This is a genomic window from Paraburkholderia aspalathi (genome assembly GCF_900116445.1).
Taxonomy (GTDB): Bacteria; Pseudomonadota; Gammaproteobacteria; order Burkholderiales; family Burkholderiaceae; genus Paraburkholderia; species Paraburkholderia aspalathi.
Window position 1 is genome coordinate 91,484 of the sequence record NZ_FPBH01000023.1, and the last position, 16,303, is coordinate 107,786.

Sequence of the window (16,303 nt, forward strand, 5' to 3'; positions counted from 1 at the left end):
CCGGCCATGCCGGCGCCTCGATAGCAGGGCCACATTGCTTGGACAAGCCTGGGGGCGTTCGAATTGCACCCGACTGTCTGCGCAATTACGGTTTGTCAGCGTTCTTACCGTTCAGCAACTTTCATGCTTTGCCGGTCATGCGTCGGGCTGAGCAAAAAGTCAGTTTTGTCGGGATGCTGGTATGGCGAACGATTGGAGCGCCATGCGGTGGTTCGGGCCGGAGATTTCTTCTAGATCCCTTGCTCCTGATGGTCCTTGCTGTGCCCATCGCATCGGCACAAAAGAAAGTCGATCCGATCGAGGCCCAGGTCGAGGCATGTCTCGGCACGCCGACGGGGCAGACGACGGCGGGCATGACCGACTGTTCACACAAGGCCTACCTTGCGTATGACAGACGCATGAACGACGTGTATCAACGGACCATGCGCAACGCCGATCCGCAATCGCGCATGCTGATCCGCAACGCTCAACGTCAATGGCTGGCCTATCGCGACGCGCAGCGTCAAGCCGATAACGGTCCATGGCGAGCCGACCGAGGGTCGATGGCGAGCGCCGACATCGAGGCACTCAATGTGGACGCGATCCGTGCGCGGATCGATGAATTGAACTACTACGCTCCTTGATGTGCGCAGATTGGGTTCGGCCCGATTGATGGCCCGAAGCTGACATTTACCGAGAAGCAAACGACTTCTTCGCGAACAGATTGTCTTTGTAGGGTTCAGGCGGGTTCAGGCTTTCGCCGCCGCTGCCGTTATCGACGTAGTAAGCGACGGTGATTCCCGTTACTTGCGGCTTGTGAATGCCGCTGCATGTCACGTGCGGCGGCATCTTTTTCGCCGCCTGTTTGCAGGATTGCGCGAGCAGGTCATTCGCGCCTAAGGCGTGGGCGACCGAACCGACAAGGCGAGGCGAAGCTCCTACTCGATATGGCAGCTCATATGGTGTTGACGGCGTATTACATCAACTGAGCCAGCAGACCGGCGCGTCCTGACTTCGCGTATGGGCGCACCGCAGCTTCCCGCCGTGGGGAGATGGCATTCAGTTTTGCGACAAACCGGACCGATAAGAAAGCCTGTATTGGCTGAATTGGCGCAAGTACTCGTCCGACGATACCTCACAAATCCTTCGACGCGCAGCGGGGACTCCACATAAGCGGCCCCACAGCGCTGTTACGTTCTGCAAGAACGGGACAACAAGAAAAGACTGCGCGGGCGAGACGAACGGGGAAATCGTTTCGTTATCAAGGATCGCCGTTCAAACCTGAATCACTTCGGCACGGGATCTGCACTCCCCAAAACCTATCCAGCCTGTCGGCCAATGGCGACAGCGGCTTGAAGGTGATGGCATGTTTAGTGCATGTGTGTGCTCCGCACGGCAACTCAGCGAAGACGGAATCAAAGGCCAACCAATAGCAGCGTAACAAATCGCTCCTTGACAGCGAAGGGACGGCCTATCCAAGGCAAGCACAACAAAAACGGGGAAATCTATGAAATCGACATGGGTGGTGCAGGGACTGCTGTCCCCTGGCGGTTGCGCTTCGATCGTTGACGGCTCAACGCAGTTGGTCCTCGTCTGGCCGGCTGTAGAACACGGCCCGCGTCGCACTCCGAGGTCATTGCCCGCTCGCCTCCCCAAAACCTTTCGGAAATCCTGAAAATGAACGACTCGACACGCAGCATGATGATGTACGAAGCTCAGAAAAAGAGTGGCGTGGTGGCCTTTCTGCTTTGGCTCTTTCTCGGTAGCCTTGGCGCGCACCGGTTTTATCTCGGCTTCACCGGTACTGCTGTCCTTCAATTGCTGCTGTTCATCTTCGGTTGGACCACGGCATTCGCCTACATCGGCGTGTTCCTGTTGCTGGCGCTATACGGGTGGCTCTTTGTCGACGTATTCTGCATCTCCGGAGGCGTGCGAGAACATAACACGATGCTGGCGCAACGGCTTTCAGAGTGAAGCGGTGTGGAATAACTAATCAGGTAAGCCATGGTGCTTTGGCTTGGATACTAAAGATGGACAGCTAGGGCGCTAGGGGCAGAAGATCCCACACTAGCTCGAGCGAAGAATTCAAAGTTCTCCGGCTCGAAGCAGTAATACGACATGGCATTGCTTACGCGCGACAACTCGCGGCGCGTCGCAGCGCGCCGTTTCTGTAAAGTGCATCGCACGAGTTTCTGATCGAGACGCAAGGATAAGGGCAGGTACCAATTGTCGACGATCTCCGCATCGATGTCGAATGCCTCTTCATGGCCGACCTCTGCCTCACGCGATCCGCATGTGCAGCACGAGCCCGGCGGTCGGCACCGCGCGGCCCCAAAAGCGGACAGTCTGGCGAGAGCCGCTACAAACTTTTCAGAAGATTGTCGATTTTCGATCATCAGCTTCGTCGTCAGGTTATTCACACCCAAAGGATCTCCCATGAAATACCTCGGCTTGGCCTACTTCACCCCCGATAAATTCGCCGCGATGGCGCCAGACGACGTCAAGAAACTGGTGAGCCAATGTCCCGCATTGGATGACAAGATGCGGGCTACCGACAAGGTACTGATTTCCGCATCGCTTGGCGATCTGGACGACTGGAGGACGCTCCGCCCGCGCAGTGGCAAGACGCACGTCACCGATGGGCCCTATACCGAGTCGAAGGAAGTCGTGGGCGGCCTGTTCATCATCGAGGCGGATACCCATGACGAGGCGTTGCGCATCGCCTCCATGCACCCGGCGGCCACGCTGGGCGAAGAAGGTGGATGGGTCGTCGAGCTTATCCCCGTGGATTTCTACTGGTCCCGATGAGTGCTTGCCGGCCGTCGGGCGATCACACGATATCAAACTCGGGGGCACTCCACGTCTGACCTAATGGCTCCGTGACCACCCGGTTCCTCCCCGCGCGCTTCGCCGCATAGAGCAGGTGATCGGCGCGCGCCAGCAACGCCCCGACCGCCTCGCCAGGCCGATACCGGGCAATGCCGGCACTCGTCGTAACGCACAGCGTAGCCTCGATTTCATTGAAGCGTGAAGACTCCAGCACGGTGCGCAAGCGCTCGGCGATCTGATACGCGAATTTGTCGTCAGCGCCCGGCAGCAGAAGCACGAACTCCTCGCCGCCGATGCGCGCCACCACGTCTTTCTCGCGCACCGCGGCGCGCAGGATTGCGGCGAACCGGCGCAGCACCGCGTCGCCGGCCGCATGCCCATAACGGTCGTTGATGGACTTGAAGTTGTCGATGTCGAAAGCGATCAGCGCGAGCGGATAGCTTCGCTTGTCCGCGACGCGGCGGCCCGCTATGCGTTCAAACGCGCGCCGGTTCAACGTTTCGGTGAGCGAGTCGAGATCGCGTTCGAGAGTCAGCCGGTCGATCACGTCCGACATCGCGGCGGCCAGCAGCACGAGCCCCAACACAGCGCCCATCAGGGCGAGCGACAACTGCAGCAAGACCCAGAAAATGGTTCCCGCGAACGGCGCAGTGCTATGCGGCAAGGGTTGGATCGTAGTGAGCGGCGTCCTGATGAAAAAACTGGCGCCGAAGATCAGCAGCACCCAGAGAAGAACGTGGTTGACGGTGCGGCCATTGCAGCGTTTCCTGAAACGGACCGCGGTAAACACCATCAACAGCCCGGCGCTGAGATTCAGAATGTAGACGCGCACGAGCAGGTTTGACGTCACGAAGGAGAAGTAATACATGCCGCCCAGCACGAGCGCGAACATCGACGCATGCGTCGCGAGCCGCAAGTGAAGCCCTGCTCTGCGCAAAACACCTTCCGCCAACAGTTGAATGCTTAACACGTAAAACGTTGCCGATATAAGCGCGTTCAATCGCCATTCATCCGGCAGGTGACAGATCTGCACTGCCGAACCGAGTGCGAAAGCGACAAATGAAGCGGAGAGAAAGCGCAGATAGCGCAGTCGTCTATCGTAGAGCCATGCACAGGCAAAACCGAGCGAAAAGACGGCCGTGATACCTGGGATGATCAATTGAACGAGTTGATTGGGCGTTATCTGAGCGGGCATGTGGCTCGTTCTCCGCTGCCGGCCACGAAATCGCCGGGCCTATGGGTTGGCGGTTCTCAGGGCGTGCATCGTCAGCCGCCATTGACGACTCTCCCAAAAATGGACGTGGCACCCGATATGGTCAGAGGATTGTACGCCTGGTGAGTGGGAGCCCTCGGGCAAGGCGATAGTGTCGCATCCGGTATCGAGATCGGAATTTGATGCGTGCAGGATTGAAAATCATCTAGCGGATCTCCTGCCGCCGCGGGCACTCCCTGTTCCGCCAGTGCCTGATCAAGGTGTGGACGTCGTTGTGAGTGGATGGGCGAGGCCCGCCGCGGACAGCAGCGAGACGGCAGCCGGATTGGGCATGCCATTGACGTCGATGGCGCCTGCTGTCGCCAGCGCGCCGAGATCGCTGTCCACCCCTGCTTGCCCGACGACAAACGGCGTCGTCAGAAACGCCGGTGCCGTCAGCGTGAGCGCATATCGCTGCTGCAGATTCGCGACAACTGCCGTTTGCGCAGCCAGTACATCGGTCTGATTTTCCAGCACCCGCTGGAACTGTGAATTGTTCTGGAAGTTCGCAATCAGACTGGTTTCGTTTGTGCCAAGTTGCGAAGCGAGATAGACGAGCATCAGTTCGGTCTCAGGCGTCGTATTGAAAGTGCCACCGGCAAATGCCAGCGAATGCAGGGTCGTGCCGCCGGCGGTCACGGTGAGGATGCAGGGAAGCGTGGCGTTGAGGGTCGTGCTGTAGTGTCCACCGCCGTCTGACAAGGTGGAGCCCGAACCCGACGCACAACTGAGGTTAACCGTCGCGCTGGCGAGCGCCTTGCCGGTGGCTGCCGTGCCGGATACGGCGACGTTCGGTGTCCCGTTTCCGCCGCTACAGCCGTCGAAGCCGAAGCAGGCGCTTCCGCCGCACGCGGCGAGTGTGGCGAGCGAAGCCGCGCAAAGTGCAGCCAGCACCGGGCGAACAAAAGGCGCATCGTGAGTGTTCATGGCCGCCTGCCGTGGACAGAAGAGAATAGGGCGAGCCGCCCCACACAAAGGGACTGGCGCCATTTTTAATTTTAGGCCCTATACGCCGAAGTCGTTTATCGCATCAGTCTCATTCACGGCGTTATCATCCATTGCAGTCATCTGAGATCCGTCGTTTCAACATTCAGCGAATGTCAAATTCCGAGCGAGACGTGGGACCGGAGTCGACCCGGAGCGGCCGGTCGTCGTTACGCACAGCGAACGACTGGTTACCGGGATCAAACGGTCGTCTCACCTGATTTGTCGTGCGGGTCGCGCGCCTAGTGCATCCCTTCCAATGCGCGTTTCACTGATCGTTGCACTGCTATGCGGGCAAAAGGCCCGCTTTACGGTAATTTTCGATTAGTGCGTCATAGAGGGAGAGATCGGAACGGCTCCGCGCGATGAGCTGAGCGCCGGCGATGGCGGCGAAGATTGCGCGAGCCCGGTGTTTGCTTTCACGAGAGCCGACCACTGCGGCTGCGGACAGAACCTTGCTCAGCCACGCCACATTCACATCAGCGAAGGTCCGGACTTCTTTCATCACGACTTCCGGTAGGTCGTCGGTTTCGGCGGCCATGAAGCTGCAAAGGCATATGCGATTGCCGGTCTCAAGCGCCTTGCGGAATGTATCCGGATAGTGACGCAGGCAGTACAGCGGATCGTGCGATCGGGCCAGCATGTCATCCAGAGCCGCCGCTGAATCTTCCCAATAACGCCTCGCTACCGCTGCACCGAGATCGGCTTTGCTTTCGAAGTGGTGGTAGATGCTCGCGGCCTTGATACCAACCTCGTCCGCGAGATCACGATAATTCAACCCGCCGTAGCCGTGCGTCTGCGCGAGCCTCGTGGCGGCTACCAAAATTCTCTCTCTCGAATTTGAGCTCGCGTCATTCCTCACCGCTTCAGCCTCCGCAAAAAGGAAATGGGTGTTGACACCTCGGATTGTACCTTATATGGTTAACCTAACAAACGTTAGGTAGATTACGTGAGCGACGTGTCTTCACGTCGCCCGATCCGATGCAACCGACTACGGAGTGTCCCCGCAATGACTTCCAATACCGTCAATTTCGACGCAGCGCAACTGCCTGTGATGAAGGTCTACGACTTCCCGACAGGGCCCTATCCGACACGCGTCCGCATCGCTCTGGCTGAAAAAGGGCTGGAATTGCGCGTCCAGTTCGTGATGGTCGATCTTTACAAAGGCGAGCATAAGAAGCCCGAGTTCATCGCTGGCAAGAATTATTCGGGTACGCTGCCGGTGCTGGAACTCAATGATGGAACCTGTATTGCCGAGTGCACCGCCATTACCGAATACCTCGACGCGCTCGATGGCGTACCCACGCTCACGGGTAGTACACCGCGCGAAAAAGGCATCATCCACATGATGAGCAAGCGCGCCGAGTTGGAACTGCTCGACGCCATCAGCGTCTACTTCCATCACGGCACACCGGGACTGGGCCCCGACGTCGAGACGTATCAAAACCCGGAGTGGGGGTTCCGTCAACGCGACAAAGCGATGAGGGGTATGCGCTACTTTGATGCAGTTCTGCAAAGGCAACCGTATGTCGCGGGCGAAACTTTCTCGATGGCCGACATCACTGTCATCGGTGGTTTGATCTTTGCGATGCTTGTGAAGCTGCCGGTGCCTGAGGACTGTAAGGCGCTTCAAGCCTGGTACGCGAGAATGTTGGAGCGTCAGAGCGTCCGGAACCAGCCGGTGTTCGCCAACCCCTGAGCCCAGCCGTAACTGACCGGCACGAACCAGCGCTGCGACGAAAGCGGTGACTTGTTGGAACGGCCGCTACCGGATTGATGGTGGCGCCCCGGCCTGAGCCGCGGGCAGTTCGTGGCCAGCGAGCTTGCTGGCGAGATACAGCCGGTTCATTAGACGCAACTCGGCGGGGCCGCCCGGGCTGGTCGGAGCCGACTTGTCGAGCGTCATCGCCACCATCGTCTTCATGTTGTTGAGCAATACCACCGCCATGTCTTCGGCGGTCTCTCCCGGCAATGTCGGCGCCCTGAGCCGCAGCGTGCCAACAATCCGCTTGAGCGCCTTCTCGCGATACTCGAGTCGCTTGCCCGACCATTCGGAACGGGCATCCAGCAAAGCGACGAGCGCCTTGCTCTCGTCGTGGATCTCCGCAATGGAGTCGACCAGCAAATCGGCCAACTCGTCTATCGACACCACTCGGGCACGGGCATCGATTTCGTCCCATTGGGCATCACGCAACTCGCTGTAGCGCTGCATCAGTGCATCGGCCAGCACTTCCTTGTTCGGAAAGAAACGATAGAGCGAACCGATTTTTGTGTCCGCGCGCGCCGCGATCTCGGCCATGGTTGCGGCATCAAAACCACGCTCCTGAATAACCTTCGACGCAGCGGCCATCAACGTGGCGACGCGCTCACGGCCGACACCACGCTGCGGCGCAAGCGCTGACCGTTCACGATTGGGCCGCGGAGCAGCAGATTGAGCTTTAGTTTTGGCGGGAGTCGAAGACATGCCGTCAGTTTGCCAGTTACGGCGGCCCTCGGCCACATAACTCTATTTGAGCAAATACTCAAATAGAGTTATGCTTGGGTGTCGGTTACCTCCTCGAATCCACCGTAAGGCTCCCATCATGCTCGCTCTTCCCGCGACTACAACAGCGCTCATTCTTGTCGATCTCCAGCAAGGCATCGTGTCGATCCCCGCTCTGGCACCCCGCCCCGGCGTTCAGGTGGCAGTAACCGGTGGCCGGCTAGCAGCGCGTTTCCGGACTGCCGGGGCACCGGTCGTACTGGTCAATGTCGCCTTCGCGGCGGACTTCGGTGATGTGCTGAAACAGCCAGTGGACCGTCCTTTTCCGCGTCCGGAAGGGGGCTTTCCGGCGAACTTCAGCCAGCTCGTCGAAGAACTCGCTCACGCGTCCGACATTCTCGTGACGAAACATCAATGGGGCGCGTTCTACGGCACCGATCTCGATGTGCAGTTGCGGCGCCGGAACGTCAAAACGGTGGTGCTCGCCGGCATCGCCACCAATATGGGCGTCGAATCCACTGCGCGCCAGGCCTACGAGCATGGCTACGACGTCGTGATCGCCGAAGATGCGACGACGGGGCTGTCTCATGACATGCACGCGTTTGCAGTCGACAACATCTTTCCGCTACTTGCACGCGTGGTGAAGTCCGATGACATCGATCTGAAGAACTGAGCCACGCAAAATGCAAAGCAATCCGCTGACAACCGGCGCCGATCCCGCTCGCCCGAACGAACAACAGGCGGGCTTCGGCTTCCGTTTCATCGCACCGCTAGCGCTCGGCGCCGTACTGAATCCGATCAATTCGACCATGATCTCTACCGCGCTGGTGCCAATTGCGACCGACTTCCATGCAAGCGTCGCGGAGGCTGGATGGCTTATTGCCGGGCTCTACCTGGCAAGCGCCGTGGCCCAGCCGACCATGGGGCGACTGGCGGATCTATTCGGCCCACGCCGGATTTACCTGATCTCTCTCTTCATCGTCGCGATATCCGCGCTGGTCGGCCGCTTTGCTCCCACGCTCGGCGTCTTGATCGCGGTGCGGGTGGCACTAGGAATCGGCACCGCTGGCGCCTATCCGTCGGCCATGCGCATCTTCCGCGTCCAGGCAGATCGGCTCGGTGCGGCGCCGCCACGCGTCGCCATGAGCATTCTCTCGCTGGCGGGGGTCTCCACCCTGGCCATCGGCCCCTTGCTGGGTGGCGTACTGACAGGCGCTTTCGGCTGGCACTCGATCTTTGCCGTGAACACGCCGCTCGCGCTGCTCGCTGCGCTGCTGGTTTTTTTGTGGGTGCCAAAGGATCAGCCGCGCGATGGCAGCTTTGCGCGTCTGATGGCAGAGCTCGACGTGGTGGGCATCCTGCTGTTCACTGGCTTCTTGCTCGGCCTGATGATTTTCCTGATGAATCTCGACCGCCCAGTCTGGAGCATGCTGCCTATCGCCGCCGTTCTCGGTGTTGCGCTCGTGCTTCACTCGGCGCGACGCAAGCAGCCGTTTATCGATGTGCGGATGTTGGCCCGCAACCGACCGTTGACGGTAACCTATCTACGCGCAGGGGCGGTCCTGATGATCGTGTATTGCATCCTCTACGGATTCGCTCAGTGGCTCGAAAGTGGCGCCGGCTTCTCCACTAGTCAAGCGGGCCTCATCACCATGCCGATGTCGCTGCTCGCCGCCGTCTCCTCTGTGACAGGCGGCCGCACAAAAGGCATTCGAGGGCCGTTTATCGTCAGCATTGGCGCAGCGCTGGCCGGATGCATCTGCCTGTTTTTTATCGACAGCAGCAAGTCCGCATGGATCATCGCCGCCGCGGTTATGTGCTTCGGTGTGCCTCAAGGCATGTTTTCCACAGCCACTCAGACTGCCGTCTATCTGCAGGCGCCGGCCGACGAGATCGGCACTGCTGCGGGACTCCAGCGCACCGCTGGATATCTGGGTGCAATCGCGGCGACCAGCCTCCTTGGCGCCTTATATGGCAAAACTGCGAGCGATCACGGCCTGCACAGCCTGGCCATCGTTATGGGTGTGTTGAGCGCCTGCCTGTTTGTCGCCACAATATTCGATCGCACGATTCCGCGAATCGCCGCGGTGTGAACGGCAGCGGGCGGAGCGACTACCCGCCGATGCGGACATTGGGGTGTCGCGTGCGATATCGAGCCCGCAGCTAATTGATGGACTTAGTCATTGCCCCATCGCCAGCGAGGCGGTTCTCCCTTCAACCAACATACGGCCACAAGGGCAAGGCTCAACAACGCGACCAGCAAGGCGAACGCGAAAGAGTGAAGACCAGGTTGAAAACGTAGAGTGACTAAGCCAAGCAGCAGGAAGTATGCGATCAACACTGCCCATCCCTGCCAGCGAATGTACGCGGCAGTATTCATCGCGTCGATGTTCGGCAGCACCCCGGCGCGGCCTTTGCTGTGAGCGCATCATCGTTGTTCAGTTTGGATCTGCGAGCGAATTATGCAAAGTGAATCGCGATGAAAGTGATTCGTTAGAAGATTCACACACTATCGACTTTTTTTCGTCCCCGTATTGTCATTCCCTCCCGATAATTTCTTTCCTTCGTAACGCTTTGTAATAGAGGCAGCATCCCCACGTAGGGGCTGCCCGTCGTTTCCACACGCCACGTTATCGCTTGCTCATCCGAGTAACGTCATGGAGGCGTTCGTGAAAAAAATTGCCAATGTAATTAGTACCCCAATATTTAGAAGCGGCCTGCTTTGCGGCGCCGTTTCCGTCGCGCTTGCCGCGGCTATCTGGCCGACCGTGGCACAAAGCCAGCAGCAGGCCGCGATAGCGGCTGCGACAGTGAACACTGCGTCGCCGATCAAGCACGTCATCGTAGTGGTCGGCGAGAACCGCACGTTCGATCACGTATTCGGCGCGTACACGCCACGCCAGGGGCAGACGGTGGCGAACCTGCTGTCGAAGGGCATCATCACGGCCGACGGCCACCCGGGTCCGAACTTCGCGCTGGCCGCGCAATACACGGCCAGTGCGACGGACCCGAACCGCTTCGAAATGGCGCCTGGCGGCAAGCAGCCATATACAGTGCTGCCGGCGCCAAATACCGGCTCTACGGCAAGCACACCGAGCGATACCAGTCCACCGCCATTCGCTACGCTCGCGGCGGCGCAGGCCACCGAGGGCGCGATGATGGAGCCTTGGGACGTCGTGCATTTGACCACCGGTGCGAGCGGCTTGCCGACGCATAGCGTCGATACGCGCTTCGGCTCGAACACGTATAACCTGCCGAACGGGCCGTATCAGATCTCGCGCGTCGGTCCCGACTATGACCAATACATCAATAGTCCGGTTCACCGCTTCTACCAGAACTGGCAAGAGGCCGATTGCAGTCTCGATCACGCCACGCTCGATAATCCGAGCGGTTGTCAGATGGATCTGTTCGCGTGGGTGGAGACGTCGGTGGGCGCCGGTTCGAATGGCCAGCCGCGGCCCGCGAATTTCAACGACGAGACAACCGGCGAAGGAGCGACCGCGCTCGGCTATTACAACGTGAATACCGGCGACATGCCGTATTTCACACATCTCGCGCGTGAATTCACGATCAGCGACAACTATCACCAGCCGGTGATGGGCGGCACGGGCGCAAACAGCATCATGATAGGCACCGCCGATGCGCTCTACTACACAGACGGCAACGGCAATGCCGCGAAGCCGCCGGCTGATCAGATCGAAAATCCGCTGCCGCTGGCGAACACCAACAACTGGTACACGCAGGACGGCTATTCAGGCGGTTCGTACAGCAACTGCTCGGATGGTCATCAGTCCGGGCCCGGCGCACTGCGGCAGTACCTGAACCGCCTGCCGTACAAGCCGGACGCGAAGTGCGCGCCGAACACGTACTACCTGCTGAACAACTACAACCCGGGCTACAACGGGGACGGCACGGTCAATACGAGTACGTTCACGATCCCGCCGTCGCCGGTGCGGACGATCGCCGATACGCTGATCGAGAAGAACATCTCGTGGAAGTATTACGGCGAAGGCTGGAATACCTTTGTGACTACGCCGGCCACGAGTGTCTACTGCAATATCTGCAACCCGTTCCTGTATGAAACCGCGATCATGACGAACCCCGCGCTCGTCAAAGCGCACCTGCAGGACACGACCGATCTGTACGCGGACATTGCGAACGGCACGCTGCCTGCGGTTTCTTTCGTGAAGCCGGGCGGTCTGCTCGACGGGCATCCGGAGTCATCTAAGTTCGGACTCTTTGAATCGTTCGTGCACAAGCTGGTCGATACGGTACAGCGTGACCCGAGTTTGTGGGCCTCGACAGCGATTCTTGTCACGACTGACGAAGGTGGCGGCTACTACGACTCAGGCTACATCCAGCCGCTCGATTATTTCGGCGACGGCCCGCGCATTCCGATGATCGTCGTGTCGCCGTACTCCCGCGGTGGACGTGTCGTGCATCAGTACGGGGATCATGCTTCGATCGTGAAGTTCATCGATCGCAACTGGCGTCTGAAGCCGATCACGCATAGAAGCCGCGACAATCTGCCGAATCCGATCCAGTTGCAGACGCATCCGTATGTGCCGGTTAATGCGCCCGCAATCGACGATCTGTTCGAAGCGTTCGAGTTTCCGCGCACGCCGTAATAGTCTGAGATGGAGCGCAGGGGCGGCTCTGGCATAACAGTTGGCTTCGATGCAGCAACGCCCGCCTTGTGCGGGCGTTGCTAATTAGCAGGCATTCGTCTTCGACTTACGATCCACGAGAATGTATTACGGATACCGCGCCGCTTGTTTTGAACTTCAGGAGCAGATATGGCTGATTGCCCACTTGTACACCCAAAGGAAAACAGCTAGCCCGCCTAAAAAAAGCCAGGCGCGCTTACTCGACATCGTCGGTCGAGTTGCAGTACCCCTGTCCGCAAAAACATAAAAGTATTGAATTGTAGTTCCGAGCGTCGCAAAGCCAAGCGCGATTGCGTAGACCGCGAGCACGCCTCCGAAGCTTGAGCCAAGGGACACACGAACATTTAGCGATGAGTTATCGCAGATAAGAATTGAACTCCCGGCCCAAAGGCTTATGGTAAGTAGGACGGAAAAAAGAAACGATAGTCGTTTTTTTAACATTGGCTCACTATGCAGTTTTTTAGCAGAGCATGATCTCAAGTACGTGCCAAGACTTCCAACACACCGCGATTGTCGGCGATCTAAGTGCGGGTGTCGAATGGCCGCGCGCTGCCTCATGTCAACCGCTTCGGCGACTCGAACTCCCTCGGTTTCGATCGACAACACGCGACCCGGAGCCGTCCTTCCGTGTATTCGAGAACGGACATTCGGACAGGGACACGACGAGCGATCACTGCACCGCTACCGCGTCCAAGACATCTTTTGCGGAACAACGCGATAGCCGTCGCACGTGGCAACACGCCTGTCTAGCACCACGGTAGCGGCGGCATGGAAAACGTAACCGTGTCAGCGCTTCTGGACTCTTGCTGCGCGTGCATAGTGGCCATCGCACCAAACCGGCGCTCTGTCGACGACATCGGATCGGTCTCGAGCACGAAATGCGAGTGGAAGCGCGGTCCGAGATCCTCCATCATTCCCAATCCAAACCGCCGACAATGCGGCGTGTCGTAATAAGTGGACCACCAATGCTCGCTGTCTGGGGCGGCCATGTATCTCACATGAGCCTTGCTCAGTCCGATATACGTCGCGCTGTTTTGCGCATGCGCCACGGGAACCCCTAACAATCCCGCAAGCGCAGCTAGGATAAGTGTGCTTTTCAAGAGTCTTTCTCCGTGAGTTGCTCGTGACGGGCACGCTGCACGCAGGATCGTGCGTGACTGCGAGATGGCTGGTGCAAGCGATGTCATTGCGTCCAAGGGGCGCCCCGTACAACAACCCATTCAGACGATCCGTTACGCGCTCCCGCTTTTGTTCTGCCAGCATCATAGTAGTCTTCATGCTGCTTCACTTTTAACGCGGAGCAGCTTGATAAACGAAAGCATGCCCCAAAGCAACAATGCGCTGCCGAACAGGATGCAGAGACGCCTGTCCGAAAGAGCTCGTTCATCAGTGGTTGCTTCTGAAACGGAGGGGTGGGACCTTACGATGTGATTTCCTGCCAAAATCACACTGGAGGCGGTACGGCCACAGTACTCAACGTGGATGGGTTCGCCAACATGCCCCGATAGTTGAGGTATCAGGTTGTTGCAGGAAGGCGATTTTCCGGCGCAAGTCCCGATTACTGAGTCGTCCACTCCATCACGATGAACGAAGTAGATGCCGGCCGTCGCTGCCAGCAATCCATCGACGGTTCGATCAGGTATCACGTTCCCCGCTAAGTCAACCGGACATTTGTCGATATGCACCTTCGGATGCCAGATCGGCAGAAGCGCGAAAAACAAGAACCAAAGGCCCGAAATAAACCCTGCGAACGTGAAGCCCCGATAGTTTTCTACTTTCCTTTCCGCGCTCGTCTTCATCCTGTTAGCCCGAATTTTTGTCGCCGATCGGTAAAGTTAGAAGGCCGATCGGCGATGCAGAAGGTACGCGTTTAGATGCTTCGTTTTTGCTGAATACTTTTCTAGTTGGATTGTCGCCGACTCGTGGCATGCGGTGCAATGACCGGTGCTGTCCGGACAGCGCTTTAGGACTTCCGATTGCATCGAAACCGGCCTCCGTCGCGCGCTTTTTTGTCTATGCCGTTGACTGACGTAAAGAAGCTGCAGGCTTTGGTAGCCAACAGAGTCGCGCTCGCTTACTATTCGATTACAAAATAAAGCCCCCCGCCGTCTGGCGCGCGTATCTTCGAGATCCTCAAATGAACCACACACGAAGCATCGAAATTTCCTTGATTACGGCACTTATTGCTACGAGCCTACCAGCAACCACAATACATGCTGCGGAGTCGCCGACAGAGGCCGCGTCTGAGGCAGAACTCGACACAACGGGCAATGCCTCAACTGCCTCTCAAAAGAGGCTTCGGAAGGTCTCAACTTCGGAGTAGTGCGGACGGTCGTGAGGGGCGACTACGGCGGCTTCGTCAGCCGCGCTTGTCGGGAGGCTTCCTAACTCCTCGCGCGCGGATCGGCCCGGCGCAGAGCTTACGCGCCCCGTACTGTTCGCCAGATGGGCGGCTAGGAATGTTTCGTCCTCGAAAATAAGCTAGCATTCGCAGTGTCTGGTCATGCCGGCGCTGTGGGGGCACGATGGCATAACGTTGAGGACGGTCGCCGAGCGAGTGTTCCTGGACTCCGCCACGCTTACCCTACTTCTGAAACGTCTGGAAGCGGCTGGGCGCGTCAATCGTTCACACGAATCCACTGACGAACGTCAGGTGGTGATTACCCGGGGCGAAGATGGGAGAGCGCTCAAAGCAGCGGTCGCAATCATTTCGACGACTGCCTTGAGAGCCACCGGCATCAACCGTCAGTCATTTGAACAATTGCGGGTTGATCTGATTCAATTACGCCGTAGCCTTGGCATCGCCATCTGATGTCGCGCACTGACGAGCAATGTCGTCTGCTGCCAGGGAATGAAGGACGCAGACTTAACATGCCGCTCCAACGTTACCTAATAACGGAGTCTCCATGAATACAAAGAGTCCGCCTACCGATTCCCGCCCACGCAGGACTGATCCGAGCGGATCGTCCTCATCGACGATCACTTATCACCGAGCGGAAGTTGACGGTGTTGGCGTCTTCTATCGAGAGGCGGGCCCCAAAGACGCACCAACCATCGTGCTTCTTCACGGGTTTCCATCGTCGTCACGGATGTTTGATAGCCTCATTCCGTTGCTCGCGACACACTATCACCTTATCGCACCGGACTATCCTGGCTTCGGCCACAGCGACGCACCACCGCCTTCGCAGTTCGCCTACACGTTCGATCATCTCGCCGAAACGATCACTGGCCTGCTCGAGCAGCTTCACATCGACCGCTACAGCTTTTACCTGCAGGACTACGGCGGTCCGATTGGATTCCGAATCATGCTGGCACATCCCGAGCGTCTTGAAGCGCTAGTGATCCAGAACGCCAATAGCCACGAGGAAAGTCTTGGGAAAAAGTGGACGGCCATCAAGGAGTACTGGGCTGATCCTGCCGCGCATCCAGAAGTGTTCACCGCGTTCACATCGTTCGAAAGTACAAAATATCGTCACGACGGTGAGAGTCCGAACCCCGAACGCTACAGCCCGGACACCTGGACGGACGAGTACGCCTTTCTCAATCGTCCGGACCAGTCTGAAATCCAGGCCGCGCTGCTTTATGACTACCGTACGAACGTGGCGGCCTATGGAGCTTGGCAAGAATGGATGAGAACGCAACAGCCTCCCGCGCTCATCCTGTGGGGACGCTACGACAGATCCTTCATTGCGGCCGGAGCTGCTGCCTACCAGCGTGATTTGCCAAATGCGCAAGTCCATCTGCTCGACGCAGGCCACTTTGCACTTGATGAAAAAGTGGATGACATAGCGGCACTGATGAACGAGTTTCTCGACGCGTTCTATCTGCGACAAGCGGATGAATGACCATCGACTCCGGGCATTGATCGGGCACGCCAGCACCGGCGATTGGTTGCTGACTGACTAACCGCGGGGAGTCGGCGCGGATGCCGGCGGCATGCTTGAGGTGCGCGCCGAGCGTCTAATGCAGCACCAGTGAGAACTCAGTTCAGGGGTAGCAGGTAGCTGGACTGGTCCCACCAACGCGAGGGCTTGGCCACAGAAAGGTCTGCACCCGCAAACAAGTCCACAAATTATCTGGCGCAAGCCCGAGAAGACAGCTTGCAGCTTA

Annotated in this window: 16 protein-coding genes; 9 read left to right on the forward strand and 7 right to left on the reverse strand. The window is 58.4% G+C overall.

Annotated features, from left to right (window positions below; all coding sequences use genetic code 11):
- The first annotated feature begins 260 nt into the window (after positions 1 to 260).
- Entirely contained in the window at positions 261 to 623 is a 363-nt protein-coding gene (locus BM438_RS29600) for a lysozyme inhibitor LprI family protein (RefSeq protein WP_244179483.1), read from the forward strand.
- A 46-nt stretch (positions 624 to 669) separates the two neighbouring features.
- Here the strand turns inward: BM438_RS29600 and BM438_RS45650 are convergent, their stop codons facing one another.
- Entirely contained in the window at positions 670 to 828 is a 159-nt protein-coding gene (locus BM438_RS45650; RefSeq protein WP_167378480.1) for a hypothetical protein, read from the reverse strand.
- Between the two features lie 828 nt (positions 829 to 1,656).
- On the opposite strand from BM438_RS45650, the gene BM438_RS29605 reads away from it, so the two are divergent.
- A complete protein-coding gene (locus BM438_RS29605; RefSeq protein WP_093641855.1) occupies positions 1,657 to 1,953 on the forward strand; it encodes a TM2 domain-containing protein in 297 nt (98 codons plus the stop codon).
- A 50-nt stretch (positions 1,954 to 2,003) separates the two neighbouring features.
- Here the strand turns inward: BM438_RS29605 and BM438_RS44990 are convergent, their stop codons facing one another.
- Positions 2,004 to 2,417 (reverse strand): hypothetical protein, encoded by a 414-nt coding sequence (locus tag BM438_RS44990; protein ID WP_143131773.1) that lies wholly within the window; start codon positions 2,415 to 2,417, stop codon positions 2,004 to 2,006.
- Here BM438_RS44990 and BM438_RS29610 point away from each other — a divergent pair.
- Complete coding sequence (locus tag BM438_RS29610) at positions 2,416 to 2,787, forward strand: YciI family protein (protein WP_093641860.1); 372 nt, start codon at positions 2,416 to 2,418, stop codon at positions 2,785 to 2,787. The two genes, BM438_RS44990 and BM438_RS29610, sit on opposite strands and share 2 nt — an antisense overlap.
- Positions 2,788 to 2,809: 22 nt before the next feature.
- On the opposite strand, the gene BM438_RS29615 is transcribed toward BM438_RS29610, so the two are convergent.
- The 3 genes from BM438_RS29615 to BM438_RS29625 all read right to left on the reverse strand — a co-directional run bounded on the left by BM438_RS29615 (position 2,810) and on the right by BM438_RS29625 (position 5,906).
- Positions 2,810 to 4,003, reverse strand: a complete 1,194-nt coding sequence (locus BM438_RS29615) for a GGDEF domain-containing protein (protein ID WP_093641864.1) — start codon at positions 4,001 to 4,003, stop codon at positions 2,810 to 2,812.
- A 273-nt stretch (positions 4,004 to 4,276) separates the two neighbouring features.
- Entirely contained in the window at positions 4,277 to 4,987 is a 711-nt protein-coding gene (locus BM438_RS29620) for a hypothetical protein (RefSeq protein WP_093641868.1), read from the reverse strand.
- 343 nt (positions 4,988 to 5,330) lie between these two features.
- Positions 5,331 to 5,906 (reverse strand): TetR/AcrR family transcriptional regulator, encoded by a 576-nt coding sequence (locus BM438_RS29625; protein WP_093641871.1) that lies wholly within the window; start codon positions 5,904 to 5,906, stop codon positions 5,331 to 5,333.
- A gap of 147 nt (positions 5,907 to 6,053) precedes the next feature.
- On the opposite strand from BM438_RS29625, the gene BM438_RS29630 reads away from it, so the two are divergent.
- On the forward strand, positions 6,054 to 6,743 hold the full coding sequence (locus BM438_RS29630; RefSeq protein WP_093641874.1) for a glutathione S-transferase: 690 nt from the start codon (positions 6,054 to 6,056) through the stop codon (positions 6,741 to 6,743).
- A gap of 66 nt (positions 6,744 to 6,809) precedes the next feature.
- Here BM438_RS29630 and BM438_RS29635 read toward each other — a convergent pair whose 3' ends face one another.
- The gene (locus BM438_RS29635; RefSeq protein ID WP_093641877.1) at positions 6,810 to 7,394 is read right to left on the reverse strand and encodes a TetR/AcrR family transcriptional regulator; all 585 of its coding nucleotides are present in this window, start codon (positions 7,392 to 7,394) and stop codon (positions 6,810 to 6,812) included.
- Between the two features lie 232 nt (positions 7,395 to 7,626).
- On the opposite strand from BM438_RS29635, the gene BM438_RS29640 reads away from it, so the two are divergent.
- The 3 genes from BM438_RS29640 to BM438_RS29655 all read left to right on the forward strand — a co-directional run bounded on the left by BM438_RS29640 (position 7,627) and on the right by BM438_RS29655 (position 12,154).
- Positions 7,627 to 8,199 (forward strand): hydrolase, encoded by a 573-nt coding sequence (locus BM438_RS29640; protein ID WP_093641880.1) that lies wholly within the window; start codon positions 7,627 to 7,629, stop codon positions 8,197 to 8,199.
- Between the two features lie 10 nt (positions 8,200 to 8,209).
- Positions 8,210 to 9,619, forward strand: a complete 1,410-nt coding sequence (locus BM438_RS29645) for an MFS transporter (RefSeq protein ID WP_093641884.1) — start codon at positions 8,210 to 8,212, stop codon at positions 9,617 to 9,619.
- A gap of 564 nt (positions 9,620 to 10,183) precedes the next feature.
- Entirely contained in the window at positions 10,184 to 12,154 is a 1,971-nt protein-coding gene (locus BM438_RS29655) for an alkaline phosphatase family protein (protein WP_093641889.1), read from the forward strand.
- 1,313 nt (positions 12,155 to 13,467) lie between these two features.
- Here the strand turns inward: BM438_RS29655 and BM438_RS29665 are convergent.
- Positions 13,468 to 13,992 carry a hypothetical protein gene (locus BM438_RS29665; RefSeq protein WP_093641897.1) on the reverse strand — a complete coding sequence of 175 codons (525 nt, stop codon included), beginning with the start codon at positions 13,990 to 13,992 and terminating at the stop codon, positions 13,468 to 13,470.
- A gap of 698 nt (positions 13,993 to 14,690) precedes the next feature.
- On the opposite strand from BM438_RS29665, the gene BM438_RS29670 reads away from it, so the two are divergent.
- On the forward strand, positions 14,691 to 15,005 hold the full coding sequence (locus BM438_RS29670; protein ID WP_307850383.1) for a MarR family transcriptional regulator: 315 nt from the start codon (positions 14,691 to 14,693) through the stop codon (positions 15,003 to 15,005).
- 94 nt (positions 15,006 to 15,099) lie between these two features.
- On the forward strand, positions 15,100 to 16,038 hold the full coding sequence (locus tag BM438_RS29675; RefSeq protein ID WP_093641904.1) for an alpha/beta fold hydrolase: 939 nt from the start codon (positions 15,100 to 15,102) through the stop codon (positions 16,036 to 16,038).
- Positions 16,039 to 16,303 lie beyond the last annotated feature (265 nt).

Bases quoted from the DNA above. Each gene is read 5' to 3' on its own strand.
- BM438_RS29665 (WP_093641897.1), bottom strand. From the start codon at position 13,992: ATGAAGACGAGCGCGGAAAGGAAAGTAGAAAACTATCGGGGCTTCACG.
- BM438_RS29605 (WP_093641855.1), top strand. From the start codon at position 1,657: ATGAACGACTCGACACGCAGCATGATGATGTACGAAGCTCAGAAAAAG.
- BM438_RS29620 (WP_093641868.1), bottom strand. From the start codon at position 4,987: ATGAACACTCACGATGCGCCTTTTGTTCGCCCGGTGCTGGCTGCACTT.
- BM438_RS29640 (WP_093641880.1), top strand. From the start codon at position 7,627: ATGCTCGCTCTTCCCGCGACTACAACAGCGCTCATTCTTGTCGATCTC.
- BM438_RS29615 (WP_093641864.1), bottom strand. From the start codon at position 4,003: ATGCCCGCTCAGATAACGCCCAATCAACTCGTTCAATTGATCATCCCA.
- BM438_RS45650 (WP_167378480.1), bottom strand. From the start codon at position 828: ATGCCGCCGCACGTGACATGCAGCGGCATTCACAAGCCGCAAGTAACG.
- BM438_RS29655 (WP_093641889.1), top strand. From the start codon at position 10,184: ATGGAGGCGTTCGTGAAAAAAATTGCCAATGTAATTAGTACCCCAATA.
- BM438_RS29630 (WP_093641874.1), top strand. From the start codon at position 6,054: ATGACTTCCAATACCGTCAATTTCGACGCAGCGCAACTGCCTGTGATG.
- BM438_RS29635 (WP_093641877.1), bottom strand. From the start codon at position 7,394: ATGGCCGCTGCGTCGAAGGTTATTCAGGAGCGTGGTTTTGATGCCGCA.
- BM438_RS29610 (WP_093641860.1), top strand. From the start codon at position 2,416: ATGAAATACCTCGGCTTGGCCTACTTCACCCCCGATAAATTCGCCGCG.
- BM438_RS29675 (WP_093641904.1), top strand. From the start codon at position 15,100: ATGAATACAAAGAGTCCGCCTACCGATTCCCGCCCACGCAGGACTGAT.
- BM438_RS29645 (WP_093641884.1), top strand. From the start codon at position 8,210: ATGCAAAGCAATCCGCTGACAACCGGCGCCGATCCCGCTCGCCCGAAC.
- BM438_RS44990 (WP_143131773.1), bottom strand. From the start codon at position 2,417: ATGGGAGATCCTTTGGGTGTGAATAACCTGACGACGAAGCTGATGATC.